This window comes from Streptomyces sp. NBC_01465, from assembly GCF_036227325.1.
In the GTDB taxonomy this organism is placed as follows: Bacteria; Actinomycetota; Actinomycetes; order Streptomycetales; family Streptomycetaceae; genus Streptomyces.
In genome coordinates this window covers 4,191,200-4,214,473 of the sequence record NZ_CP109467.1, presented here as the reverse complement: position 1 = coordinate 4,214,473, position 23,274 = coordinate 4,191,200, and the positions used below count along the sequence as shown (strand labels likewise).

The following is a 23,274-nucleotide window of genomic DNA, read 5'->3' as shown; positions in this document are numbered from 1 at the left end:
GCTCTAGCGCACCCTGACGCCGTGCTCGCGCAGCCACGGCACCGGGTCGACCCCCGACCCCAGATACGGAGTGAGCCGCACCTCGAAGTGCAGGTGCGGCCCGGTCGAGTTGCCCGTCGATCCCGACTGCCCGATCCACTGACCGGCCCGGACCTTCTCGCCCTGGTCGACGGCGGTCGCCGACAGATGCGCGTACTGCGTGAAGTAGCCGTTGAGGTGCTGGATCACGATCTCCACGCCGAAGCCGCCGCCGCAGCTCACCGACGCCACCCGCCCCGCACCGGCCGCCCGTACCGGAGTGCCCAGGTCCACGGCGAAGTCCTGCCCGGTGTGCCGGTGCGCCCAGTGGGAGCCCGCGCTGTCGAAGCCGGCGGACAGCCCGTAACTCACCACAGGCGTCACCCACGGCCGTGAAGACCCCCTGGTGTCCATCCGGACGGGCCCCGCGCACCGGCCGGCCGCCACGCTCTTCTCCGCCTCGGACTGCAGCCGCTGCCGCGCGTCCAGCAGCTTCGCCTCGACGGACTCCTTGATCTCCGCGAGCCGCTTCTGCCGTACGGAGAGCACTTCCCAGGCCTCCTGCGCCGCCTTCTCGGCCCGTACGTAGTTGTCCTCGGCCAGCTGCGCCCGCTCCATCATCCGCGAGAACGCCGCGTCGGCCTGCTCGGCGAGCTCCATGCCGCGCAGCATGTCCTCGGGGTCGTCGGCCATCATCAGCTGCACGGGGTACGCGATCGCACCCGACCCGCTGCGGTACTCGGCCCGGGCGACGAGGCCCATCTGGTCGTGGAACACCGCGAGTTCACGCCGTTTCCCGGCCAGCTGCCGCTCCGCCCGCCGGGCCCTGGCGCGCTCCCTGTCGGCCGCGTGCCTGCCGCGTTCGTACGTCGCCGTGGCCTTCGCCGCCTGGTCGTACAACCGCGCCACCTCGGCCCCCGTACCGGGACCGTCCGAGGCCGACGCGGCGGCAGCGGGCAGGGCCGGGAGCACGCACAGCACCGGGACGAGCAGCCTGCGGGTGAGTCGGTAGCGCATCCACGGATCGTGACCCGATATCAGGACAATTCTGCGTATTTACGGCCGGATCAGCGCCACTTGGCCTACAGCGGCACTTCCCACACGACGGTCGCGCCCGGCCCTCCGCCGCCTTCCAGACCGGGGCCGTGCCAGCTCGATCCGCCCAGCGACTCGGCGCGCCGGTTGAGGTTGCGCAGCCCGCTGCGTCGCCCGCCGTCCGGGATGCCCACCCCGTCGTCGGCGACCGTCAGCCGTACCGCCTCGCGCCCGTCCGCGAGCTGCGCGGTGACATCGACGACGACCTCGATCCGGCTCGCCTCCGCGTGCCGGAACGCGTTGGACAGCGCCTCGCGCAGCGCCGCGATCAGGTTCTTCCCGGTCAGTTCGCCGACCAGGGTGTCGACCGGGCCGAGGAAGCGGTGCGCGGGCTTGAAGCCGAGCGGTACGGCCGCCATGTTGATCTCCCGCAGCACGCGGGTGCGCAGTCCCGAGGGTGCCTCCGCGGGCCCCTGCTGGAGCGCGAAGATGGCGGTGCGGATCTCCTGGATGGTCACGTCGAGTTCGTCCACGGCCTTGCCGACCCCGGTCTGCACCTCGGGCACCACGGACTTGCGCTGGGCGCTCTCCAGCATCATCCCGGTGGCGAAGAGCCGCTGGATGACGAGGTCGTGCAGATCGCGGGCGATCCGGTCCCGGTCCTCGAAGACCGCGAGCCGCTCCCGGTCGCGCTGCGCCTCGGCCATCATCAGCGCGAGCGCGGCCTGCGAGGCGAACTGGGTGGCGAGGTTCCGCTCCGCCTCGCTGAACGGCCGTGCGCCGCGCACCCGTGGGGTGGCGAGCGCGCCCAGCACCCGGCCCCCGCTGTGCAGCGGCAGCATCATGCTCGGTCCGTACGTCTGCGCGAGGCTGGTGACCATCCGGGGATCGGTCGCGGCGTCCTCGACGAACACCGGGTCCCCGGCCAGCAGCGTCTCCACGACCGGGCTGTCCTGCGGGATGATCGCGCCCAGCGCGGATCCGGGCCGGTCCGAGGAGATGGCGACGATCTCCAGGCCGCCCTCCTCGGAGTCCGCGGGCAGCAGCACCACCCCGGCGTCCGAGGCGGCGAGATGGCGGGCCTGTTCCGCTACGACGGCCAGGGCGTCGTCCGTGTCTCCGCCGGCGAGCAGCGCGGTGGTGACGGCCACCGACCCGTCGATCCACCGCTCCCGCTGGCGCGCGGCCTCGTACAGCCGCGCATTGCCGATCGCGATCCCGGCCTCGGTGGCGAGGACCCGCACCATGTGCAGGTCGTAGTCGTTGAACTCGCCGCCGCCGTTCTTCTCGGTGAGGTAGAGATTGCCGAAGATCTCCCCCTGGACCCGGATCGGAACGCCCAGGAAGGTCCGCATCGGCGGATGGCCCGGCGGGAATCCGGCCGAGCGCGGGTCGGTGGTCAGATCCGCGAGCCGTACGGTGTCGGGTTCGTGGATCAGCGCGCCGAGCAGCCCCTTGTGCCCGTCGGGCCGCCGCCCGATCACCGCGGCCTGCTCGGCGGTGACGCCGTACGTGACGAAGTCGGCGAGCCCGGTGGACTCCTCGTCGACGACCCCGATGGCCGCGTAGCGGGCGTCCGCGAGCTCGGCCGCCGTCTCGCAGATCCGGTCCAGCGTGGAGTGCAGCTCAAGACCGGTCCCGACCGAGCGCATCGCTTCGAGCAGCTGCGGCACCCGGGCGGTGAGCTCGGTGGAGAGCCCCTGGAGGCTGCGGGTCGCCCGGGTGGCGGCTTCGAGAGGATCCCTGGGATCCGGCGCTGACATGCCCTTGAGACTAGTTAGTCCCATTTGTTGAGGAAAGTCGGCCAGAGGAAAGTCGGGTACCGACCAGATCGCCCTCCCGCTCACGGTCGAGCATCCGCCGCAGCGGCCCCTCGGCCCCCGCCAGCTCCTCGTAGCTCCCGCGCTGCACGGCCCGCCCGCCGTCCAGGACGATCACCTCGTCCACGCTCTCCAGGCCCTGCAGCCGGTGCGTGATGATCACGGTCGTACGCCCCCGGGTGGCGTCCAGCAGATCGGCCGTCAGCGCGTCCGCGGTCGCCAGGTCGAGGTGCTCGGCCGGCTCGTCCAGTACGAGAACGGGGAAGTCGGCCAGCAGCGCACGGGCCAGCGCGAGCCGCTGCCGCTGGCCGCCGGAGAGACGCGCGCCGTGCTCGCCGACGAGGGTGTCGAGCCCATCGGGCAGCCCTTCGGCCCACTCCCCGAGCCGTGCGCGGTCCAGCGCGTCGCGCAGTTCCTCGTCGGTGGCGCCGGTCCTGGCGAGGCGGAGGTTCTCCCGTACGGAACTGTCGAAGAGGTGCGCGTCCTGCGCGCACAGCCCGACGAACCCGCGTGCGGTGTCCCCGTCGAGCGAGAAGGCGTCCGTACCGCCGAGCGTGTACGTCCCGGCTTCCGCATCGAGGAAGCGCAGCAGCACCTGGGCGAGCGTGGTCTTGCCCGCCCCCGAGGTCCCGACGACGGCGACCCGCTTCCCCGCGTCGAGGCGCAGGTCGAATCCGCTCAGCGCGGCACGGTCCTGGCCGGGATACCGGGCGCTCAGCCCGTGCAGCTCCAGCGGGAAGGGCGAGGCCGGCGCCGCGGCGGGCTGCTCCGGCTCGCGTACGGGAAGCGGCGCGTCAAGGACCTCCATGACCCGCTCCGCGCTCTTGCGGACCCGCTGCCGGTACTGCACGGCCAGCGGCAGCCCGGTGACCGCCTCGAACGCGGCCAGCGGCGTCAGCACCACCACCGCGAGCTCCACCCCGGCCAGCCGCCCCTCCCGCACCGCCTGTACGCCGACGAGCGCGGCCCCCGCCACGGTCAGCCCGCACAGCAGCGCGATCAGCCCGCCCCCGAGCGCGGTGGCGGCAGCGCCCCGCGAGGCGATCCGGGTCAGCCCCCGGTCGGCGTCCCGGGTCCCGCGCACCCGCGCGGGCAGGGCCCCGGCCACGGTCAACTCTGCGTTGCCGGTGAGGAGATCGACCACCCGCGTCGCGAGCAGCCCCCGTGCGGGCGCCAGTTGACGCTCGGCCCGGCGCGCGAAGGCGCCGGTCACCAGCGGCACCCCGACCCCCGCGACGAGCAGCCCGCAGGCCAGCACCGCGCCCGCGGCGGGCAGCAGCCACGCCACGAACCCACAGGTGCCCACGCCCACCACCACGGCGGCGCCCGCGGGAAGCACCCAGCGCAGCCAGTAGTCCTGCAGCGCGTCCACATCGGCCACGAGGCGCGACAGCAGATCCCCGCGCCGAGCCTTGCGCAGTCCGGCGGGGGCGATGCGCTCCAGCCTGCGGTAGACGGAGACCCGGAGCTCGGCGAGCATCCGCAGCACGGCGTCGTGCGAGACGAGCCGCTCCGCGTAACGGAAGATGGCCCGCCCGATCCCGAAGGCCCTGGTCGCGGTGACCGCCACCATCAGATAGAGCACCGGCGGGTGCTGCGAGGCCCTCGAGATGAGCCACCCCGAAGTGGCCATGAGCCCCACGGCACTTCCCAGCGCGAGCCCGCCGAGGACCAGCGCAAACGCGAGCCGCCCGCGCACGCCTTGGGCTCCGTCGCGCACCCAGGCGAGTACGGACCGCGTCCCGCCGCCGGGCGAAGGCTGTTCGCGCTCCGACGGCGCCTCGTGCACCGGCGCAGATGCGGCGGCGGTCCGTACGTTCTCGTACGTGGCCGTGGGCCTGGGCACCGCGGCGGCAGCTTCGTACGACAGCTCCACCACCCGGTCGGCCACCGCGAGCAGCGCCGGACGGTGAACGACCAGCAGGACGGTGCGGCCCGCGGCCAGCCGCCGTACCGCCTCGACGATGCCCGCCTCGGTCTCGCCGTCGAGCGCCGCGGTCGGCTCGTCGAGGAGCAGCAGCGGCCGGTCGGCGAGGAACGCCCGCGCCAGCGCCAGGCGTTGGCGCTGTCCGGCCGAGAGCCCCGCGCCGTCCTCGCCGAGGACGGTGTCCGCGCCCTGGGGGAGTGCGGTCACGAAGTCGTACGCGCCCGCGTCCCGCAGAGCGGCGAGCATCGCGGTGTCGTCGGCGTCGGGCCTGGCAAGTCGTACGTTCTCCGCGATCGTGCCCGCGAAGAGATAGGGCCGCTGCGGCACCCAGGCGATCTGCTCGCGCCAGCGCTCGGGGGAGAGGGAGGCGAGATCGACGCCGCCCACGCACACCCGCCCGCCGGCCTCCGGCGTCGCGAACCCCAGAAGCACATTGAGCAGCGTCGTCTTGCCGACGCCGCTCGGACCGGTGATCGCCACCGTCTCCCCGGGTTCGACCACCAGCGAGAGCGAGTCCAGCGAGGGCTGCGTACGGCCCTCGTGCCGGACCGTCACACCCTCCAGTTCCAGCCGTAGCGAGCCGGGTACGTCGCCCGCGCCGCCCGCCGGCAGCGGCTCTTCCAGTACGGCGAAGATCTCCTCCGCCGCCGAGAGCCCCTCGGCGGCCGCGTGGTACTGCGCCCCCACCTGCCGCAGCGGCAGATAGGCCTCCGGGGCGAGGACCAGGATCACCAGGCCCGTGTAGAGGTCCAACTCCCCCTTGACCAGCCGCATCCCGATGGAGACCGCGACCAGCGCCACCGACAGGGTGGCCAGCAGCTCCAGTGCGAACGAGGAGAGAAACGCGATCCGCAGCGTCCTGAGCGTCGCCAGCCGGTACTCCGAGGTGATGGCCCGGATCGACGCGGCCTGCGCCTTCGCCCGCCCGAAAACCTTCAGCGTCGGCAGCCCCGCGACCACGTCCAGGAAGTGCCCCGACAGCCGGGACAGCAGCCGCCACTGACGGTCCATCCGGGACTGGGTGGCCCAGCCGATCAGCATCATGAAGATCGGGATCAGGGGCAGCGTCCCGACGATGATCGCCGCGGACACCCAGTCCTCGGTGACGATCCGGGCCAGCACCGCCACCGGCACCACCACCGCGAGCCCCAACTGCGGCAGATAGCGCGAGAAGTAGTCGTCGAGCGCGTCCACGCCACGGGTGGCGAGCGCGGTCAGCGACCCCGTCCGCTGCGTCCCCAGCCAGCCGGGCCCGAGGGCGGCGGCCCGATCAAGGAGCCGCCCCCTCAGCTCAGACTTGACCGCGGCGCTGGCACGGTGGGCGGCGAGCTCGGTCAGCCAGGCCACCAGGCCCCGGCCGGCCGCAACTGCCGCCAGCAGCAACAGGGATGTGCGCAGTGCGGCGGGATCGTCCCCGTGCTGGAACGCCCCCACCACCACATCGGCGATCAGCATCGCCTGCGCGACGACCAGCCCTGCTCCGGCGACGCCCAGCACCACCACCGCCCCAAGGAAGAGACGGGTGGCGCGGGCGTACCGGAGCAGGCGCGGGTCGATCGGTTTCACGTGAAACATCCCTCGCTAGGACAGCTAGGACAGCTGGTGCAGCTAGTGCAGCTAGTGCGCGACGTCGGCGATGTGCTGCGTGCCGATCCGCTTGCGGAACACCCAGTAGGTCCAGCCCTGGTAGAGCAGCACGAGCGGCGTCATGATGCCCGCGACCCAGGTCATCACCTTCAGCGTGTACGGACCCGAGGCGGTGTTGTCGATCGTCAGGTTCCACTCCTCGTTGAGCGAGGACGGCATGACGTCGGGTGCGAGCGCCAGGAAGATCGTCGCCACCACGGCCGCGATGGCGACCCCGGTGAGAGCGAACGCCCAGCCTTCGCGGGCCCTGACGGTCATCAGCAGAGCGCCCACGAGGGCCACCACCACGACGATCAGTGTCGCCAGGGTGGCGCCCGTACCGCGCTCGCTCTGCAGCCAGATCAGGAAGCCGGCTCCCAGCAGCAGCGTGACGATGCCGGCCTTGATGGCGAGCGCCCGTGCCCGCACCCGGATGTCGCCGACCGTCTTCAGCGCCGTGAACACCGCTCCGTGCAGCGTGCACAGCGCCACGAAGGCCAGCCCACCGAGAAGGGCGTACCAGTTGACGAGATCGCTGAACGAACCGGCGTAGTCCTGATCGGAGTTGATCGGCACCCCGTGCAGCATGTTGGCGAACATCGCGCCCCACAGGAAGGGCAGCAGCAGCGAACTGACGAAGAGCACCAGCTCCCAGTTGCGCTGCCAGCTCTCCTGCGGCCGCTGGTGGCGGTACTCGAAGGAGAGCACGCGCACGATCAACAGCAGCAGCGCCAGGACGAGCAGCAGGTAGAAGCCGCTGAAGAACGTGGCGTACCAGACCGGGAAGGCGGCGAACATCGCGCCCGCCGCGGTCAGCAGCCACACCTCGTTGCCGTCCCAGACGGGACCGATGATGTTGATCAGTACGCGCCGCTCGGCGCGGTCGCGCGCGAGCAGCCGGGTGAGGATGCCGACCCCGAAGTCGAAGCCTTCGAGGAAGAAGTAACCGGTCCACAGAACGGCGATCAGAAGGAACCAGAAGTCGTTGAGGCCCATGTCGTATCTCCTCTCAGTACGCGAAGGTCAGGGGCTTGTCGGCGTCGGCGTCGTCGCCACCGCCCGAGGGGCCGCGCAGCGTCGGGTCCTTCGCCGGCGGCTGTTCGTCGGTGTCGGGACCCTTGAGGATGTACTTCCGCATCAGCCGTACGTTGATCCAGAACAGCACCGCGTACAGGGCGGTCAGCGCGGAGAGCGAGATGGCCATCTCGGTCTGGCTGACACCGGGGGAGACCGAGTCCGCGGTCCTGATGAGCCCGAAGACCGCCCAGGGCTGACGTCCCATCTCGGTGAAGATCCAGCCGATGGAGTTGGCGATGAACGGGAAGTACAGCGAGAACATCCCGACCCTCCAGCCCCACTTGGTCATCGTCGGGCCGAGCTCCCGCTTGTTGGTGAGCATCAGCTTCGGGAGCTCGTCCTCGGCCGTCCGGTGTTCGGGCAGCAGCCACTTCTTCTTCCGGGTCAGCCAGAATCCGGCGCCCGCCGCAACGGCCGCGGTGAGACCGATGCCGATCATCAGCCGGAATCCCCAGAAGGTGACGAAGATGTTGGGGATGTAGTCCGAGGGGCTGCCACCGAACTTCTCGGCCTCGGCCGCGGCGGTCTCGTTGATACCGGGCACGCAGCTGTGGAAGTTGCTGTCGGCCAGGAAGGACAGCAGGCCCGGAAGCTCTATTTCAACGGAGTTGTGTCCCTCGCTGACGTTGCCGACCGCGAAGATCGAGAACGGGGCGGGGCACTCGGTCTCCCACAGCGCCTCGGCCGCGGCCATCTTCATCGGCTGCTGCTTGAACATCACCTTGGCCAGGGAGTCGCCGGAGAGCGCGACGAGCACGCCCGCGATCATCGCGACGACCAGTCCGAGCCTGAGCGAGGTGCGCAGGGTCACGGTCCGCTTCCGGTCGACCTCTTCGCCCGCGTCCTTGCGCTTCTTGATCTTCCACAGCAGATAGCTGGAGACGCCGATCATGAAGGCGCCGCCGGTCAGGAAGGCCGAGGAGATGGTGTGTGCGAACTGCCAGATCGAGGTGTCCTGGAAGAGGACGTGGAAGACATCGTTGAGACGGGCCTGGCCGGTGACCTTGTCGATCTCGTAGCCGACGGGGTGCTGCATCCAGGAGTTGGCCGCCAGGATGAAGAACGCCGAGGCCATCGTGCCGATCGCCACCAGCCAGATGCAGGCGCAGTGGATCTTCTTGGGCAGCTTGTCCCAGCCGAAGATCCACAGTCCGATGAAGGTCGACTCGAAGAAGAAGGCGATGAGCGCCTCCATCGCGAGCGGAGCACCGAAGACGTCACCGACGAACTTCGAGTAGTCCGACCAGTTCATGCCGAACTGGAACTCCTGCACCAGACCGGTCGCCACGCCGATCGCGATGTTGATGAGGAAGAGCTTTCCCCAGAACTTGGTGGCGTGGAAGTACTTCTCCTTGCCGGTCCGCACCCACGCGGTCTCGAGCCCGGCCGTGAGGGCGGCGAGCGAGATCGTCAGAGGTACGAACAGGAAGTGGTAGACGGTGGTGATGCCGAACTGCCATCGCGCCAGGGTCTCCGGCGCCAGAGCTAGGTCCACGTCGTCAGTCTCCTTTTGTCGCCGTGGTATCAGCGGCAGTTTGCCCCTTTGATCCCATGCATCACGGGAGGAAACGGGACACGCTTGTGAACGCGTTCACATTCACAAGCATTATGGCGCACACACTTTCGGTACGACGAAGGCGGGGTCCCCTTAAGGAACCCCGCCCCGGTCACGCGTCCGCAGAAGCGGTCTACAGCTCCTTGAAGAAAGCTTCCGCCGTCCTGAGGAAGAGGTCGTTGGCCTCCGTCTCGCCGATCGTCACCCGCGTCCCCTCACCCGCGAAGGGCCGCACCACGACACCGGCCTTCTCGCACGCGGCGGCGAAGTCGGCCGTACGCTCCCCCAGCCGCAGCCAGACGAAGTTGGCCTGGGTCTCGGGCACCGTCCAGCCCTGGGCGGTCAGCGTCTCGGCCACCCTGGTGCGCTCGGTCACCAACGAGCCGACGCGACCCATGAGTTCGTCCTCGGCGCGCAGCGAGGCGACCGCCGCGTCCTGGGCGAGCTGGCTCACACCGAAGGGCACCGCCGTCTTGCGGAGCGCCGCCGCCACCGGCTCGTGCGCGACGGCGAAACCGACGCGCAGGCCGGCCAGTCCGTACGCCTTGGAGAAGGTGCGCAGCACCGCCACATTGGGCCGGTCCCGGTAGAGCTCGATGCCGTCGGGCACCTCGGCGTCCCGGTTGAACTCCCGGTACGCCTCGTCCAGTACGACCAGAACGTCGCCCGGCACCCGGTCCAGGAAGCGCTCCAGCTCCGCCCTGCGCACCACCGTGCCGGTCGGGTTGTTCGGGTTGCAGACGAAGATCAGCCGCGTCCGGTCGGTGATCGCGTCGTACATCGCGTCCAGGTCGTGCTTCTCGTCCGCGTCCAGCGGCACCTTCACCGAGGTCGCCCCGCTGATCTGGGTGATGATCGGGTACGCCTCGAAGGACCGCCAGGCGTAGATGACCTCGTCGCCGGGGCCCGAGGTCGCCTGCAGCAGCGACTGCGCGACGCCCACCGAGCCAGTGCCGGTCGCCAGATGCGAGACCGGTACGCCGAAGCGCTCGGCCAGCTCGTTCATCAGCCCCGTGCACGCCATGTCCGGGTAGCGGTTGAAGGTCCCGGCCGCGGCGAGCGCACTCTCCATCACACCGGGCAGCGGCGGATAGGGGTTCTCGTTCGACGACAGCTTGAACGCGACCGGACCGCCCGCGGCAGCAGGCTTTCCCGGGACATATGCGGGCACTCCGTCCAGTGCGGCGCGCAGCTTGGGGCTCTTCTCGCTCACAGCGGGTTCTCCTCGGCTCGAATACTGCTCACCCTATGAGGATTCGCCGGAGCTGCGAAGAGCCGGGGGCGGCGGGCGCACGGAATGGGGGGAGCGCTCCCCACCCTGGCGCACGCCGGTGGCTCACGCCGTGGCGCGCGTCCCCCGTAGAGGTGAGTTGAGACCTCATCGAAACATCGACCATGGGGCAGGCCCATACGGGTCGACGGGTGCCACTCCACCCTCACATCCCACAACCCCCTTGCCTTCCAAGGAACTTGGCCGCTAACGACCATGCAGAAACGTGCCTCCCCGTGGGTGCATATGCGCCCAGACCCAACGGCCCACATCGCCCTACTATCGGCCTGCCATGACAGCAGCAGGGAAGCACCAGGTGAGCCGGGCGGAGACTCCCCGCAGGGCCGGCCGGCAAGGGCGAGCGGGCATCAGGGACGTGGCCGCCGCGGCCGGTGTCTCCATCACGACCGTCTCCGACGCGCTCAACGGCAAGGGGCGGCTCCCGGACGCCACCCGCCGCCATGTCCGCGAGGTCGCAGAGAGACTGGGCTACCGCCCGTCCGCGGCGGCCCGCACGCTCCGTACCGGCAAGTCCGGCCTGATCGGCCTGACCGTGACCACATACGGGGATGAACCTTTCACCTTCACCGAATTCGCGTACTTCGCAGAGATGGCCAGAGCCGCCACCTCGGCCGCGCTCGCCCGCGGCTACGCCCTCGTCATCCTGCCCGCCACCTCACGCCACAGCGCCGTCGACGTCTGGTCGAACGTCGCTCTCGACGGCACCGTCGTGATCGACCCGTCCGACCACGACCCGGTCGTCACCGAACTCGTACGCCAGGGCCTTCCCGTCGTCTCCGACGGCCGCCCGGCGGGCACCCTGCCCGTCACGGCATGGGTCGACAACGACCACGAGGCCGCCGTGCTCGACCTCCTCGACCATCTCGCCGCCGCCGGGGCCCGCCGTATCGGGCTGCTCACCGGAACCACCACCGACACCTACACCCGCCTCTCGACACAGGCGTACTTACGCTGGTGCGAGCGCGTCGGACAGGACCCTGTGTACGAGTCCTACCCGGCCCACGACCCCTGCGCCGGGGCGGTCGCCGCCGACCGGCTGCTCGCCCGCCCCGACCGCCCCGACGCCGTCTACGGGCTCTTCGACCCCAACGGCACCGATCTGCTCGCCGCGGCCCGCCGCTACGGTCTGCGCGTCCCCGAGGATCTCCTGCTGGTCTGCTGCAGCGAGTCCACGGTGTACGCCAACACCGAGCCGCCCATCACCACGCTCTCACTCAAGCCCCGCCGGATCGGCACGGCCGTCATCCAGCTCCTCATCGACGCCATCGAGGGGATCGAGCACGACCGGCCGGTCGAGCAGGTGATACCGACCGAACTCATCGTCCGGACGTCGTCCCAGCGACGCCCGCCACGCACCACCGTCAGTCCGCCGCGCTCCCCCGCGCCGGACAACTGATCAGGCCATTCAGGAAAAATCACACCGAATCAACCTGTCAACTGTGGGCGCACCCGGATTCAGCACCCCTGGTGCGTCACACAGCACGGACCTCATTCCTATGATGGGCGCACGACACCGCGGACGACCCCGACCTGGAAGGTCCGACCGGTGCACGGCGGCGCGACGGTGGTGGAGGGGTCGATGACTCAGGGGGCCGGTCTGGAACCCACGATGCGGACGGCTGCGGAGCCCGACTACTCCGTACCGCCCGCATACGCGCACGCCTATGGGTACGAGGGCGAGGAGCCCGAGGGCTACACCCCGACCCAGCGCGATCTGCCGGTCATCAGCCGCGAGGGCGGCCCCGGTGACACCGTGCCGATCCCGGCCGTCACCGAAGCGTCGAGTGCGGACGGCGAGGGCGGCCCGCTCTTCGTCGTCGGCGACGTCCACGGCTATCTCGACGAGCTGATCGCCGCCCTTCAGGAACAGGGGCTGATCGACGCCGAGGGCAACTGGTCGGCCGGAAACGCCCGCCTCTGGTTCCTCGGCGACTTCACCGACCGCGGCCCCGACGGCATCGGCGTCATCGACCTCGTGATGCGCCTCTCCGCGGAAGCGGCGGCCGCGGGCGGCTACTGCAAGGCGCTCATGGGCAACCACGAGCTCCTCCTCCTGGGCGCCAAGCGCTTCGGCGACACCCCCGTCCACTCCGGTGCGGGCACGGCCACCTTCCAGGCCGCCTGGCTGCTCAACGGCGGCCAGAAGGCCGACATGGACCGCCTCCAGGACGTACACCTGCAGTGGATGGCGCGGCTCGACGCCATGGAGCTGGAGGACGACCACCTCCTGATGCACTCCGACACCACCGCCTACCTCGACTACGGCGACTCGATCGAGGCCGTCAACGACACCATCCGCGAGACCCTCACCCGCAATGACGCCGACGAGTGCTGGGACCTCTTCCGCAAGCTCACCAAGCGCTTCGCCTTCCGCGACGACGAGTCGGGTCCCGACGCCGTCCAGGAACTGCTCGGCGCGTACGGCGGCCGCCGCGTCGTCCACGGCCACAGCCCCATCCCGTACCTGCTCGGCCAGGTCGGCACCGAGGACGGCGAGGAGGAGTCCCGCCCGTCCGTCGAGGGTCCTCATCTGTACGCCGACGGGCTCGCCATCGCCATGGACGGCGGAGTGACCATGGCCGGAAAACTGCTGGTCGTCCAACTCCCCCTGCATAACTGATCGCTGACGGGGAAGGCGCGTAGGGAGGCGCCGGGCAGGCGCGGAGAGAGTGATTTACGGAAACCCCCTGTCACCCCGTGCCGTAACCGCTCTACCATCGGCTTATCCGTAGCAGGCTCTCCTCCGCTTCCGCCCAACTGCCCGTCACCAGGCGGGCGCCCGGCCCTACGGAGCATCGGGGGATGCACATGAACAGCGCTCCGCACCTGCTCACCGAGGACCGCCCGGCGTTCGAGCGGATACTCGACGAGGCACTGCGCACCGCGCACGAACGGCCCGGTCTCGAAGAGGTCGGCCGACGGCTCAACACCGAACAGCTGCGCACCATGGTCCTGGACGCCGGATCGATAGTGACCCAGGCGGCGTCCGCCGAGTACGAGCACTTCGTCAAGGTGCGCCAGGAGCTGCGCGCGCCCGAAAGTCCCTCCATACGCGGCTCCGTGCTCGCCCCCGCCCTCGGCGAGGTCGCAGGGGAGGGCGCGGGCCTCGGGGCCGTCGTGGCCGTCCTGGCACCGGTCCTCGCGGGCACCGCGGCCCTGATCTTCCTGCTGGTCGGCTACATCCTCAAACTGATCAGCCCGCCGCCCGCCTTCGCCGACACCATGATCACCGCAGGCTGGTTCTTCGGGGCCCTCACCGCGCTGGCCATCCTGGTGGCGGCCGGCGGGCTCCTCCTCACAGCCCTCCGCAACGGCGCGACGGAGGTGCACCCCGACGAGGAGGAAGAGGGCGACGAACTCTCCGAGGAAGTGGCCCGCGCCCGGGACGCCTGGCGCCACGCCCTGCTCGAGCGCGGCATACTCCCCTTCCTGCGCGACGCCCTGGCCGACCCGAGCGTCGACCCGACGGCCCCCGCCCCCTACCGCCCGGCGGGCCGCATCCCCAACCTCGGCTACAGCCGCCCGGACTTCGCCAGCCCCGACGAGGGCTCCTCGGGCCAGCACCCCAGCTTCACGAGCCCGGACTTCACCAGCCCGGACTTCGGCGGCCCCGAGCACCAGCCGGAGTGACCGGGGACCGGGCCGCGGCGAGAGCTACAGCTCGGGAAGTCGGTCGCCGGGCATGGGGGATCGTCTCTCTTCGAGCCAGTAGAGATAGATCCGCAAGTCCGCCGCCAACTGTCCGGCGAGGTAGGAAGCGAAGTCACGGACGGCTGCGGCCAAGCCTTGCTCCGCCCAGTCGATGTCGTCCCAGTCGTGGCCGGACAGATACTGAGTGATCCGGCTGCGATCACCCCACCACGCCCGGACGGTTCCGGGGGTCCATCGAGCGTCTCCGTCGCATCCGTAGCCCAGGAACGGATCGCAGTCGGCGGCCTCGACCAGCCTGGCGGTCTCGGCCGGCGTCCCGGGCTGGCGGTAGACGTACTCGGTCAGATACTCGCCGCCGTAGAGAACGTGCTGGGGCGCGGAGAGCCGACCCGTCCGGCACGTGTCGGTCTCGCCACCGTAGAAGGGTCCCGGAACGTTGAGCCAGAGCCGGTCCTCCCAGCGGCCGCGGAACGCCTCGCGGTCCCTGCCAAGGTGTGCCACGGGGTCGGAGTAGAGCGTCACCGGCCGAGCATATGGCCCCTCAACGCACAACGGTACTGCTCCGAAGACGCTCGGCACCTCCGGAGCAGCGCCCATCCGCGCGCGTCAGTCGGCGAGCGGCAGGTACACGCGGTTGCCCGCCGCGGCGAACTCCCTGGACTTCTCCGCCATCCCCGACTCGATCTCCTCCTGCGTGCCCCCGTGTTCGCGCCGGATGTCCTGCGAGATCTTCATCGAGCAGAACTTCGGGCCGCACATGGAGCAGAAGTGCGCGGTCTTCGCCGGCTCCGCGGGGAGCGTCTCGTCGTGGAACTCCCTTGCCGTGTCCGGGTCGAGGGCCAGATTGAACTGGTCCTCCCAGCGGAACTCGAAGCGGGCGTCCGAGAGCGCGTCGTCCCAGTCCTGGGCGCCCGGGTGTCCCTTGGCCAGGTCCGCCGCATGGGCGGCGATCTTGTACGTGATGACGCCGGTCTTCACGTCGTCACGGTTGGGCAGGCCGAGGTGTTCCTTGGGCGTCACGTAGCAGAGCATCGCCGTGCCCCACCAGGCGATCATCGCGGCGCCGATGCCGGAGGTGATGTGGTCGTAGGCGGGCGCCACATCGGTCGTCAGCGGACCCAGCGTGTAGAACGGGGCCTCTTCGCAGATCTCCTGCTGGAGGTCGATGTTCTCCTTGATCTTGTGCATCGGGACGTGTCCCGGGCCCTCGATCATCGTCTGTACGTCATGACGTTTGGCGATCGTGTTGAGTTCCCCGAGGGTCCTGAGCTCCGCGAACTGCGCCTCGTCGTTGGCGTCCGCGATCGACCCGGGCCGCAGCCCGTCGCCGAGCGAGTACGTCACGTCGTACGCCGCGAGGATGTCGCAGAGCTCCTCGAAGTTCTCGTAGAGGAAGCTCTCCTTGTGGTGCGCCAGGCACCAGGCCGCCATGATCGAGCCGCCGCGCGAGACGATGCCCGTCTTGCGGCGTGCGGTCAGCGGTACGTACGCGAGCCGGACGCCCGCGTGGACCGTCATGTAGTCGACGCCCTGTTCGGCCTGCTCGATCACGGTGTCCTTGTAGATCTCCCAGGTCAGCTCCTCGGCCCGGCCGTCCACCTTCTCCAGGGCCTGGTAGAGCGGCACGGTCCCGATCGGGACGGGGGAGTTGCGCAGCACCCACTCGCGCGTGGTGTGGATGTTACGTCCCGTGGACAGGTCCATGACCGTGTCGGCGCCCCACTTGGTCGCCCACGTCATCTTGTCCACCTCCTCCTCGATGGAGGAAGTGACCGCCGAATTGCCGATGTTGGCGTTGACCTTCACCAGGAACCGCTTGCCGATGATCATCGGCTCGATCTCCGGGTGGTTGACGTTGGCGGGCAGGACGGCCCGGCCGGCCGCGATCTCCTCGCGCACCACCTCGGGGGAGACGTTCTCGCGGATCGCGACGTACTCCATCTCCGGGGTGATCTGCCCGCGCTTGGCGTACGCGAGCTGGCTCACCGCGCGCCCCTCGCGCCCCCTGCGGGGCTGGCGCGGGCGGCCGGGGAAGACCGCATCCAGGTTGCGCAGGCCGCCGCGCGGCGAGGTGTGCTTGATCCCGTCGTCCTCGGGGCGGACGGGGCGGCCCGCATACTCCTCGGTGTCGCCGCGCCCGATGATCCAGTTCTCCCGGAGCGGGGCGAGTCCTCGGCGAACGTCGGTGTCGATGGTCGGGTCGGTGTACGGGCCTGACGTGTCGTACAGCGTCACGTCCTTGCCGTTGGTGAGGTGCACCTGGCGGACCGGCACCCGGAGATCGGGGCGGGAACCTTCCACATAGCCCTTGTGCCAGCCGGGCTTGCGCTCGTCCTGGCTGACGGCAGGCGTGTGTGCATCTGCTGTGGTCATGAGACCTACTCCCTACGCCGGCATTACCCGGTAACAGGTTCGGCGGTCGGCGCAGCTGAAGTGTCAGCGCCCTCTCAGCCCGGTGCTCCGAGCTCCCGCGTGTGCAAAGGTGACCCCACGCTAGCGTCATGTCTGGCGCGGTGAACAGAGGGCCCCTCCCGTTCTTGCGATGATCGGGCGGTGACTTCTCCCCACGACACGCACGAGTCGCACGGCCACACCCACAGCCATGGGCCCGCGGCGCCCGTCTCCCGGCACCTGCGCAAGGTCATCGCGGCGGTGTTGATCCCCTTCGCCGCGGCCGTGGTCGTCGGTCTGGTGGTGCTGTGGCCCGGCGGTGCGCCGTCGCACGCCCGGACCGGTGTCGGCTTCGACCAGCAGACCCAGCAGGCCAAGGTCACGAAGGTGGAGAAGGTCGACTGCAAGGACGTCAACGCGGCGCAGAACCAGTCGTCTTCCGCCTCGTCGTCGACCGCCTCGTCTTCGACGACCTCGTCCGAAGCGTCCGGCACCTGCGAGAAGGCGACCGTCGAGGTCACCACCGGTGACGACAAGGGCCGCACCTTCACCACCATCGTCCAGCCGGACTCACCGCGGCAGTTGCACGAGGGGCAGAAGGTCGTCGTCGCGTACGCCCCCGACGCACCGCACGACCTGCAGTACTCGGTGACCGACGTCGACCGCAAACTCCCCATGGCACTGCTGGCCGGAATCTTCGCGCTCGCCGTCGTCGTGGTCGGCAGGATGCGCGGCGTGATGGCCCTGATCGCGCTGGCCGTCTCCTTCGCGATCCTCTCGCTCTTCATCCTCCCCGCGATCCTGCACGGCTCGAACCCGCTGCTCGTGGCGGTGGTCGGGGCGAGCGCCATCATGCTGATCGCGCTCTACATGTGTCACGGCCTGAGCGCCCGCACCTCGGTCGCGGTCATCGGCACCCTGATCTCACTGCTGCTGATCGGGCTGCTCGGCTCGCTCTTCATCGGCTGGGCGTACCTGACCGGCAACACCGACGACAACACCTGCCTGATCCACGGCCTTTACCCCGAGCTGGACATGAGCGGTCTGCTGCTCGCGGGCGTCATCATCGGATCGCTCGGCGTGCTCGACGATGTGACGGTCACCCAGACCTCGGCCGTCTGGGAACTCCACCAGGCCGACCCGGAGATGGGCCCGCGGGCCCTGTACCGCGCGGGCATCCGCATCGGCCGCGACCACATCGCCTCGGTCGTCAACACCCTCGTACTCGCCTATGCGGGCGCGGCTCTGCCCCTGCTGCTGCTCTTCTCCATCGCGCAGAGCAGCGTGGGACTCGTGGCCAACAGCGAGCTGGTCGCCGAGGAGATCGTGCGGACCCTGGTCGGCTCGATCGGTCTGGTCGCCTCGGTTCCGGTGACGACGGCGCTCGCGGCGCTGGTGGTCTCCGCGGACCGTACGGGATCGGGGGCCGCTCCGGCTCCCGTACGCAGCACGAAGGGCGGCGGGGGTCGCCGCCGCAAGCGCTGAACCGGACGCGGAACAGCTCAAACCCCGTACCGCTAGCCCGCGTTCTCCTCCGCGAGAATCCGCCCCAGCGCCTCTTCCAGATTGCCTTCGAAGTCACCCAGCGTGCGCTCCTGGCCGAGCGGCACCAGCTTGTCCGTACGGTCGAGGAAGGCGATCAGCGGCGCCGTGCCCGCCTTGAACAGGGCGCGGTCCTCGCCCACCTGGAGCCGGATGTGGACGTCGGCCAGCGATTCGGGGTCGGTCGGCGCGATGTGCACATCGCCGTCCCCGGTCGGTGCGTTGATGCCGTCGAGCAGCAGCTCACGCCCGAAGGCCCAGGTCACAGGGGCGTCGCCGGGCAGATGGAAGGTCATCCGGATCGCGTAGGGGTCTGGCGCCTCGTACCGGAGCTCCACCGGGATCCGGAACGAGAGCTCCTCCGAGACGAGAAAGCTCATCATGACCTCTGCCTGAACCGAATCGCGCATGTGCCTCTACCCCGCAGTGGATGCCGTGTTGAACCAGAAGGATTGGCCGGGAATCTTCCCCCATGGCCCTCTTGACGCAATCGTGCTGTAAGCGCTAGCAGATCACAAGGAGTGATATTTCAGATACTGATAGAGAACGCCAGGGTCTCCAGGAGTGTTCCCACTTCGGAGCGTAGTCGTTCGACTGCGGGGCGGAGTTGATTCGCCTGGTGCGCTGGGAGAGAAATGGCCATGGTCGCGGCGCCGGATCCGGCCGTGATCGGGATCGCGGCACAGACCGTGCCCAGGGCGTACTGCTCCCGTTCCACGACGGGTTGCATGCGCTCCATGGAGGCCAGCCGCTCCAGGAGCGTGGGCCGGTCCCGTACGGAATTGCGGGTCACCGGCTGCACCGGGTGGCGGTCCAGGTGGTCCTTGCGGGCCGTCTCGTCGAGCTGGCTCAGCAGACACTGCCCGATCGCATGCGCGTGACCCGTCTCGCGGAAGTCCGCCCACTCCTCGACGGCGGGTGCGTCAGGGGTGTCGGAGACCGCGACGAGCTCGATCTCGCCCTCGCGGTAGATGCCGAAGTAGACGGGGACGCCGATGACGTCACGCCAGTGCGAGAGCGACTCGACGATCGTGGTGCGACGATTCTGCGTCACTCCGCCGCAGCCAAGCCGCTCGGCGGCGGGCCCGTACACGAAGACACCGTTCTCACGGCGCAGATAGCCCTCGTGGGTGAGGGTGCGCAGCAGGTGGTACGCGGTCGGCAGGGGAAGCCCCGCCTCGCGTGCGAGCTGTTTGGCGGGGGCTCCGTCCCGGTGGGAGCCCACGGCCTCCAGCAGTCTCAGAGCCCGTTGCACCGACCCGATCAGAGTGGGTACCGCGGCTTGAGGCGTTGGCGTCGTGGCCAACTTCTTCACCCCCAGGCGTGGACACCGCCACCCGTAAACCGCAGGTCAACGCGGTTCCGGGGCTTGGTTCCCAGGGGGCAGCAGAGGCTTGCCACTCTATCCGGAGCGCCGTTACGGGCGAGGGGGAAAGCGGATCGCGTTCCCTCACCCGGGCTAACGGCCGTACGGGCTACCAGTCGCTGCGCGAGTCCGACGAGGAGGACATGAACTTCCGTACGACGTAGATCAGTCCGCCGACCAGAGCGACGAAGATCAGCGCCTTGAAGAGCAGGGCCACCACGACACCGATCACCCAGGTGATCAGAGAACCGAAGACGACCAGGGCGATGACGGGCACCGCGACCCACTTCACCCACCACGGCATCCCTGCGAATATCTCCCGAACCGCCATCGTCCTTACCTCTTCCTGATGTCCGTGGCCTCTTGGCCTGTGCTCTCGATGCTAGAGGCGCGAGGGGTGGGAGCGGGGCCCCCGCAGCCCTTGAACTCCCCTGAACCGACCCCTACGGGACCCGGGGGTCCCGCCGTCAGCCCTCCGGCGGAGAGAAGACCACCAGGACCCTCAGATCCTCGGAGATGTGGTGGAACTTGTGGGCCACCCCGGCCGGTACGTACACCACCGAACCCCGCGCGACCTGCGTCGTCTCCATCCCGACCGTGATCGAGGCGCGGCCGCTGGCCACGAAGTACACCTCGTCCTGGGCATGCGGCTGCTGAGGGTCGCTGTCGCCCGCGTCGAGGGCGTACAGCCCGACCGACATGTTCCTCTCGCGAAGGAACTGCAGATACGCACCGTCGTTGGCGGCGCGCTCCGCCTCCAGTTCGTCCAGCCGGAATGCCTTCATGGTCGTCCGCCCCTGCACTTGTACCGATCACTTCTGCCACGATCAGACACATGAAGAATTTCGTAGTCAAGACGATCGCCAACGCGGCCGCTCTGCTGGTCGCCGTCTGGGTGGTCAGCGGCATCACACTGACCGGCGACTCCACCGGCGACAAGGCCCTGACCCTGGTCATCGTGGCGCTCGTCTTCGGGCTGGTGAACTTCCTGGTCAAGCCCGTCGTGAAGCTGCTCACGCTGCCGCTGTTCATCCTCACCCTGGGGCTGATCACGCTGGTGGTCAACGCCCTGATGCTGCAACTGACGTCGTGGCTGGCCGACCAGTTCAATCTCGAGTTCCACGTCGACAACTTCTGGTCCGCCGTGGTCGGCGGCCTGATCATCGCGATCGTGTCGTGGGCGATGCACATCGTCCTGCCCGACGACAACGACTGAGCGCGGCGCCCGCATGAGCTATCGCGTGTGCTTCGTCTGTACGGGAAACATCTGCCGCTCGCCGATGGCCGAGTCGGTCTTCCGGGCCCGCGTCGAGGACGCGGGCCTGCAGGGGCTGGTCGAGGTGGACAGCGCCGGGACCGGGGGCTGGCACGAGGGGGACGGCGCGGACCCGCGCACCGTCTCCGTACTCGAGGCGGCCGGGTACGGGTCCGGCCACCGCGCGCGGCAGTTCGAGGCGTCCTGGTTCGCCCGGCTCGATCTCGTGATCGCGCTGGACGCGGGGCATCTGCGGGACCTTCGGGCGCTCGCACCGACCGGGACCGATGCGGCGAAGGTACGGCTCCTGCGGTCCTACGACCCCGGGGCAGGACCCGGCTCGCTCGACGTCCCGGATCCGTACTACGGCTCCCTGAGCGGCTTCGAGGAGTGTCTGGAGATGGTGGAGGCGGCGAGCGACGGGCTGCTCGACGCCGTACGCGCCGATGTGGAGCGTGCGGCGTGAGTGACTCAGGGGGCGTGGGGGACGGAACACGGGCGGTCCGGGCCGGGCTGCCCGCACCGGTGCAGTACGAACCCGCCCTGCCCGGGCCGGTCTTCGCCGCCCACTACCACCTGTCGGGCGAGCCGACCGGCCCGTACACCTACGGCCGGGACACCAACCCGACCTGGACGCACCTCGAAGCGGCGATCAGTGAGCTGGAGTCACCGGGGGAGCCGGCCGAGACCGTCACCTTCGCCTCCGGGATGGCGGCGGTCTCCGCGGTGCTGCTCTCGCAGGTGCGCGCGGGCGACGCAGTGGTCCTTCCCGACGACGGGTACCAGGCACTGCCGCTGGTGCGCGAGCAGTTGGCGGCGTACGGAGTGGAGGTGCGGACCGCGCCGACGGCGGGGGACGCGCAGCTGTCCGTACTGGAGGGCGCCGGGCTCCTGTGGATCGAGACGCCGTCCAATCCGGGGCTCGACGTGTGCGATGTACGGCGGCTGGCTGCCGCGGCGCACGCCGGCGGGGCGCTCGTCGCCGTCGACAACACTCTCGCCACCCCGCTCGGGCAGCGCCCGCTGGAGCTGGGCGCCGACTTCGCGGTGGCCAGCGGGACCAAGGGGCTCACCGGGCACGGGGACATCCTGCTCGGCTATGTGACGTGCAGGGACGCCGAGTTGGCGGCCCGCGTACGGAAGTGGCGCAAGGTCGTCGGAGCGATCCCCGGACCGATGGAGGCCTGGCTCGCGCACCGCTCGCTGGCCACCCTCCAGCTGCGCGCCGACCGCCAGTCGGCCAACGCCCTGGCACTGGCCGAAGCACTGGCCGGGCGGCCCGAGGTCAGCGGGCTGCGCCATCCCGGGCGGCCGGGCGACCCCTCGCACGCGACCGCCGCGGCCCAGATGCGGCGCTTCGGCTGCGTGGTCTCCTTCGTGCTGCCCGACCGGGACCGGGCGGAACGCTTCCTGGCCGCGCTGCGTCTGGTCGACGACGCGACGAGCTTCGGCGGCGTACGGTCCACGGCCGAGCGGCGAGGTCGGTGGGGCGGGGACGCGGTGCCGGAAGGTTTCATCCGCTTCTCGGCGGGGGTGGAGGACACCGGTGACCTGGTGGCTGATGTGCTCCGGGCGCTGGACGAGGCGGCACACAGGTAACACCCCTACGTACAACGGACGGTCCGAGCCTCCCCCCTCATGGCTCGGACCGTCCCGGTTCCACGCGCGAAGAACCGCCCCATCAAGGCTAGTTGACTCTGCGTCAGTGTCCAATCACGGTAGCGACAGAGACCTATCGACATATTTATAGTTGGCAGCTCCGGGGAGACATCCGGAGACGTCTTCGCAGCGAACTCGACGGGAGGGCAGGGACATGGACCTCGCCCTGCTCCGCACTTTCGTCACCGTGCACCGGGCCGGTTCCTTCACCCGCGCCGCCGCCCTCCTGGGGCTTTCGCAGCCCGCGGTGACCAGTCAGATCCGCACGCTGGAGCGGCAGTTGGGGCGTCCCCTCTTCCTGCGCCAGGCCCGCGGCGTCACCCCGACCACCATCGGCGACGAGCTCGCGCACCGGGCGGCCCCACATCTGGACGCCCTGGTCGAGATCACCGAGACGGGCGTCGCCGACGAGGCAGGATCACGCACCCTGCATCTGGCGGGGCCGCCCGAGTTCACCTCCGTACGCGCCCTGCCCGCGCTCACCGCCCTCGTCCCGCAGGGCCTCGCCCTGCGCGCCACCTTCGGGAACGCCGAGGAGACCCTGGAGGGGCTGGCCGCAGGACACCACGATCTGGCCATCACCACGGCACGGCCGCGCGGCGGGCTGCTCACCGCGGTCGCCCTCTGCGACGAGGAGCACGTCCTGGTCGCCTCGCCGCGCTGGGCCGCCCGGATCGGCCCCGGGGTGCTCCGCCATCAAGGTCCTTCCGTACTGCGCGATCTGCCGGTGGTGGAGGTCCACGAGTCGCTGCCGCTGGTCTCCCGCTACTGGTCCGCCGTCTTCGACGCCCGGCCGGCCGCGGCGGGCACGGTCGTGGCGCCCGATCTGCGGGCGGTGCTGCAGGCAGTGGTGGCGGGCGCGGGTCTTGCCGTACTGCCGCGGTATCTGTGCGAGTCGGCCCTGGAGCGCGGGGAAGTGGTCGCGCTCCTCGACCCGCCGGTGCCACCGCTGCGCACCTACTTCCTCGCCGTACGCACCGGCACGCTCTCCCTGCCGCACATCGCGCGGGCGCAGGATTGGCTGCTGCGCGCTGCCGCCGACTGGTCCTGACTGCTGTTCG

Annotated in this window: 20 protein-coding genes; 8 read left to right on the top strand and 12 right to left on the bottom strand. The window is 69.9% G+C overall.

From position 1 onward, the window contains the following. Positions 1–3: 3 nt before the first annotated feature. The 6 genes from OG707_RS19855 to hisC all read right to left on the bottom strand — a co-directional run bounded on the left by OG707_RS19855 (position 4) and on the right by hisC (position 10,271). On the bottom strand, positions 4–1,035 hold the full coding sequence (locus tag OG707_RS19855) for a M23 family metallopeptidase (RefSeq protein ID WP_329120135.1): 1,032 nt from the start codon (positions 1,033–1,035) through the stop codon (positions 4–6). A gap of 65 nt (positions 1,036–1,100) precedes the next feature. Next, on the bottom strand, positions 1,101–2,816 hold the full coding sequence (locus OG707_RS19850) for a sensor histidine kinase (protein ID WP_329120134.1): 1,716 nt from the start codon (positions 2,814–2,816) through the stop codon (positions 1,101–1,103). Between the two features lie 10 nt (positions 2,817–2,826). Beyond that, on the bottom strand, positions 2,827–6,366 hold the full coding sequence (cydD, locus tag OG707_RS19845) for a thiol reductant ABC exporter subunit CydD (RefSeq protein ID WP_329120133.1): 3,540 nt from the start codon (positions 6,364–6,366) through the stop codon (positions 2,827–2,829). 51 nt (positions 6,367–6,417) lie between these two features. Continuing rightward, the gene (gene cydB / locus OG707_RS19840) at positions 6,418–7,422 is read right to left on the bottom strand and encodes a cytochrome d ubiquinol oxidase subunit II (RefSeq protein ID WP_329120132.1); all 1,005 of its coding nucleotides are present in this window, start codon (positions 7,420–7,422) and stop codon (positions 6,418–6,420) included. A 13-nt stretch (positions 7,423–7,435) separates the two neighbouring features. After that, entirely contained in the window at positions 7,436–8,998 is a 1,563-nt protein-coding gene (locus OG707_RS19835) for a cytochrome ubiquinol oxidase subunit I (protein ID WP_329120131.1), read from the bottom strand. 193 nt (positions 8,999–9,191) lie between these two features. Further along, positions 9,192–10,271 carry a histidinol-phosphate transaminase gene (gene hisC / locus OG707_RS19830; RefSeq protein ID WP_329120130.1) on the bottom strand — a complete coding sequence of 360 codons (1,080 nt, stop codon included), beginning with the start codon at positions 10,269–10,271 and terminating at the stop codon, positions 9,192–9,194. A gap of 349 nt (positions 10,272–10,620) precedes the next feature. Here hisC and OG707_RS19825 point away from each other — a divergent pair, with 349 nt between their 5' ends. The 3 genes from OG707_RS19825 (at position 10,621) to OG707_RS19815 (ending at position 13,979) form a co-directional block, all read left to right on the top strand. Then, positions 10,621–11,745 (top strand): LacI family DNA-binding transcriptional regulator, encoded by a 1,125-nt coding sequence (locus OG707_RS19825; protein WP_329120129.1) that lies wholly within the window; start codon positions 10,621–10,623, stop codon positions 11,743–11,745. Positions 11,746–11,928: 183 nt separating this feature from the next. Next, positions 11,929–12,969: a metallophosphoesterase gene (locus tag OG707_RS19820; protein ID WP_329120128.1), complete on the top strand. Its 1,041-nt coding sequence runs from the start codon at positions 11,929–11,931 to the stop codon at positions 12,967–12,969. Positions 12,970–13,151: 182 nt separating this feature from the next. Beyond that, on the top strand, positions 13,152–13,979 hold the full coding sequence (locus OG707_RS19815; RefSeq protein ID WP_329120127.1) for a hypothetical protein: 828 nt from the start codon (positions 13,152–13,154) through the stop codon (positions 13,977–13,979). A gap of 24 nt (positions 13,980–14,003) precedes the next feature. Here the strand turns inward: OG707_RS19815 and OG707_RS19810 are convergent, their stop codons facing one another. Continuing rightward, positions 14,004–14,522: a ferredoxin gene (locus OG707_RS19810; protein ID WP_329120125.1), complete on the bottom strand. Its 519-nt coding sequence runs from the start codon at positions 14,520–14,522 to the stop codon at positions 14,004–14,006. Between the two features lie 84 nt (positions 14,523–14,606). Continuing rightward, positions 14,607–16,373, bottom strand: a complete 1,767-nt coding sequence (gene thiC / locus OG707_RS19805; RefSeq protein ID WP_329120123.1) for a phosphomethylpyrimidine synthase ThiC — start codon at positions 16,371–16,373, stop codon at positions 14,607–14,609. Positions 16,374–16,553: 180 nt separating this feature from the next. Here thiC and OG707_RS19800 point away from each other — a divergent pair, with 180 nt between their 5' ends. Then, positions 16,554–17,876 (top strand): YibE/F family protein, encoded by a 1,323-nt coding sequence (locus OG707_RS19800; RefSeq protein WP_329120121.1) that lies wholly within the window; start codon positions 16,554–16,556, stop codon positions 17,874–17,876. A 32-nt stretch (positions 17,877–17,908) separates the two neighbouring features. Here OG707_RS19800 and OG707_RS19795 read toward each other — a convergent pair whose 3' ends face one another. The 4 genes from OG707_RS19795 to OG707_RS19780 form a co-directional block, all read right to left on the bottom strand. Beyond that, entirely contained in the window at positions 17,909–18,343 is a 435-nt protein-coding gene (locus OG707_RS19795; protein WP_329120119.1) for an SsgA family sporulation/cell division regulator, read from the bottom strand. Between the two features lie 119 nt (positions 18,344–18,462). Next, entirely contained in the window at positions 18,463–19,188 is a 726-nt protein-coding gene (locus tag OG707_RS19790) for an IclR family transcriptional regulator (RefSeq protein WP_329120117.1), read from the bottom strand. A gap of 220 nt (positions 19,189–19,408) precedes the next feature. Further along, on the bottom strand, positions 19,409–19,630 hold the full coding sequence (locus OG707_RS19785) for a DUF5326 family protein (RefSeq protein ID WP_329120116.1): 222 nt from the start codon (positions 19,628–19,630) through the stop codon (positions 19,409–19,411). Between the two features lie 136 nt (positions 19,631–19,766). Then, a complete protein-coding gene (locus OG707_RS19780) occupies positions 19,767–20,084 on the bottom strand; it encodes a cupin domain-containing protein (RefSeq protein WP_329120114.1) in 318 nt (105 codons plus the stop codon). A 50-nt stretch (positions 20,085–20,134) separates the two neighbouring features. Here OG707_RS19780 and OG707_RS19775 point away from each other — a divergent pair, with 50 nt between their 5' ends. The 4 genes from OG707_RS19775 (at position 20,135) to OG707_RS19760 (ending at position 23,264) form a co-directional block, all read left to right on the top strand. Next, positions 20,135–20,515 carry a phage holin family protein gene (locus OG707_RS19775; protein ID WP_329120111.1) on the top strand — a complete coding sequence of 127 codons (381 nt, stop codon included), beginning with the start codon at positions 20,135–20,137 and terminating at the stop codon, positions 20,513–20,515. 13 nt (positions 20,516–20,528) lie between these two features. Then, positions 20,529–21,020 carry a low molecular weight protein-tyrosine-phosphatase gene (locus tag OG707_RS19770; RefSeq protein WP_329120109.1) on the top strand — a complete coding sequence of 164 codons (492 nt, stop codon included), beginning with the start codon at positions 20,529–20,531 and terminating at the stop codon, positions 21,018–21,020. Beyond that, the gene (locus OG707_RS19765) at positions 21,017–22,153 is read left to right on the top strand and encodes a cystathionine gamma-lyase (RefSeq protein WP_329120107.1); all 1,137 of its coding nucleotides are present in this window, start codon (positions 21,017–21,019) and stop codon (positions 22,151–22,153) included. Before OG707_RS19770 ends, OG707_RS19765 begins: the two co-directional genes overlap by 4 nt. 214 nt (positions 22,154–22,367) lie before the next feature. After that, positions 22,368–23,264, top strand: coding sequence for a LysR family transcriptional regulator (locus OG707_RS19760; RefSeq protein ID WP_329120105.1), 897 nt, complete (start codon positions 22,368–22,370; stop codon positions 23,262–23,264). The last annotated feature ends 10 nt before the right edge of the window (positions 23,265–23,274 follow it).

Excerpts from the sequence above, each read along its gene's own strand:
- OG707_RS19780 (WP_329120114.1), bottom strand. The coding sequence starts at position 20,084 with ATGAAGGCATTCCGGCTGGACGAACTGGAGGCGGAGCGCGCCGCCAAC.
- OG707_RS19815 (WP_329120127.1), top strand. The coding sequence starts at position 13,152 with ATGCACATGAACAGCGCTCCGCACCTGCTCACCGAGGACCGCCCGGCG.
- OG707_RS19775 (WP_329120111.1), top strand. The coding sequence starts at position 20,135 with ATGAAGAATTTCGTAGTCAAGACGATCGCCAACGCGGCCGCTCTGCTG.
- OG707_RS19795 (WP_329120119.1), bottom strand. The coding sequence starts at position 18,343 with ATGCGCGATTCGGTTCAGGCAGAGGTCATGATGAGCTTTCTCGTCTCG.
- cydB (WP_329120132.1), bottom strand. The coding sequence starts at position 7,422 with ATGGGCCTCAACGACTTCTGGTTCCTTCTGATCGCCGTTCTGTGGACC.
- OG707_RS19785 (WP_329120116.1), bottom strand. The coding sequence starts at position 19,630 with ATGGCGGTTCGGGAGATATTCGCAGGGATGCCGTGGTGGGTGAAGTGG.
- OG707_RS19825 (WP_329120129.1), top strand. The coding sequence starts at position 10,621 with ATGACAGCAGCAGGGAAGCACCAGGTGAGCCGGGCGGAGACTCCCCGC.
- thiC (WP_329120123.1), bottom strand. The coding sequence starts at position 16,373 with ATGACCACAGCAGATGCACACACGCCTGCCGTCAGCCAGGACGAGCGC.
- OG707_RS19855 (WP_329120135.1), bottom strand. The coding sequence starts at position 1,035 with ATGCGCTACCGACTCACCCGCAGGCTGCTCGTCCCGGTGCTGTGCGTG.
- OG707_RS19850 (WP_329120134.1), bottom strand. The coding sequence starts at position 2,816 with ATGTCAGCGCCGGATCCCAGGGATCCTCTCGAAGCCGCCACCCGGGCG.
- OG707_RS19820 (WP_329120128.1), top strand. The coding sequence starts at position 11,929 with ATGACTCAGGGGGCCGGTCTGGAACCCACGATGCGGACGGCTGCGGAG.
- OG707_RS19770 (WP_329120109.1), top strand. The coding sequence starts at position 20,529 with ATGAGCTATCGCGTGTGCTTCGTCTGTACGGGAAACATCTGCCGCTCG.
- OG707_RS19760 (WP_329120105.1), top strand. The coding sequence starts at position 22,368 with ATGGACCTCGCCCTGCTCCGCACTTTCGTCACCGTGCACCGGGCCGGT.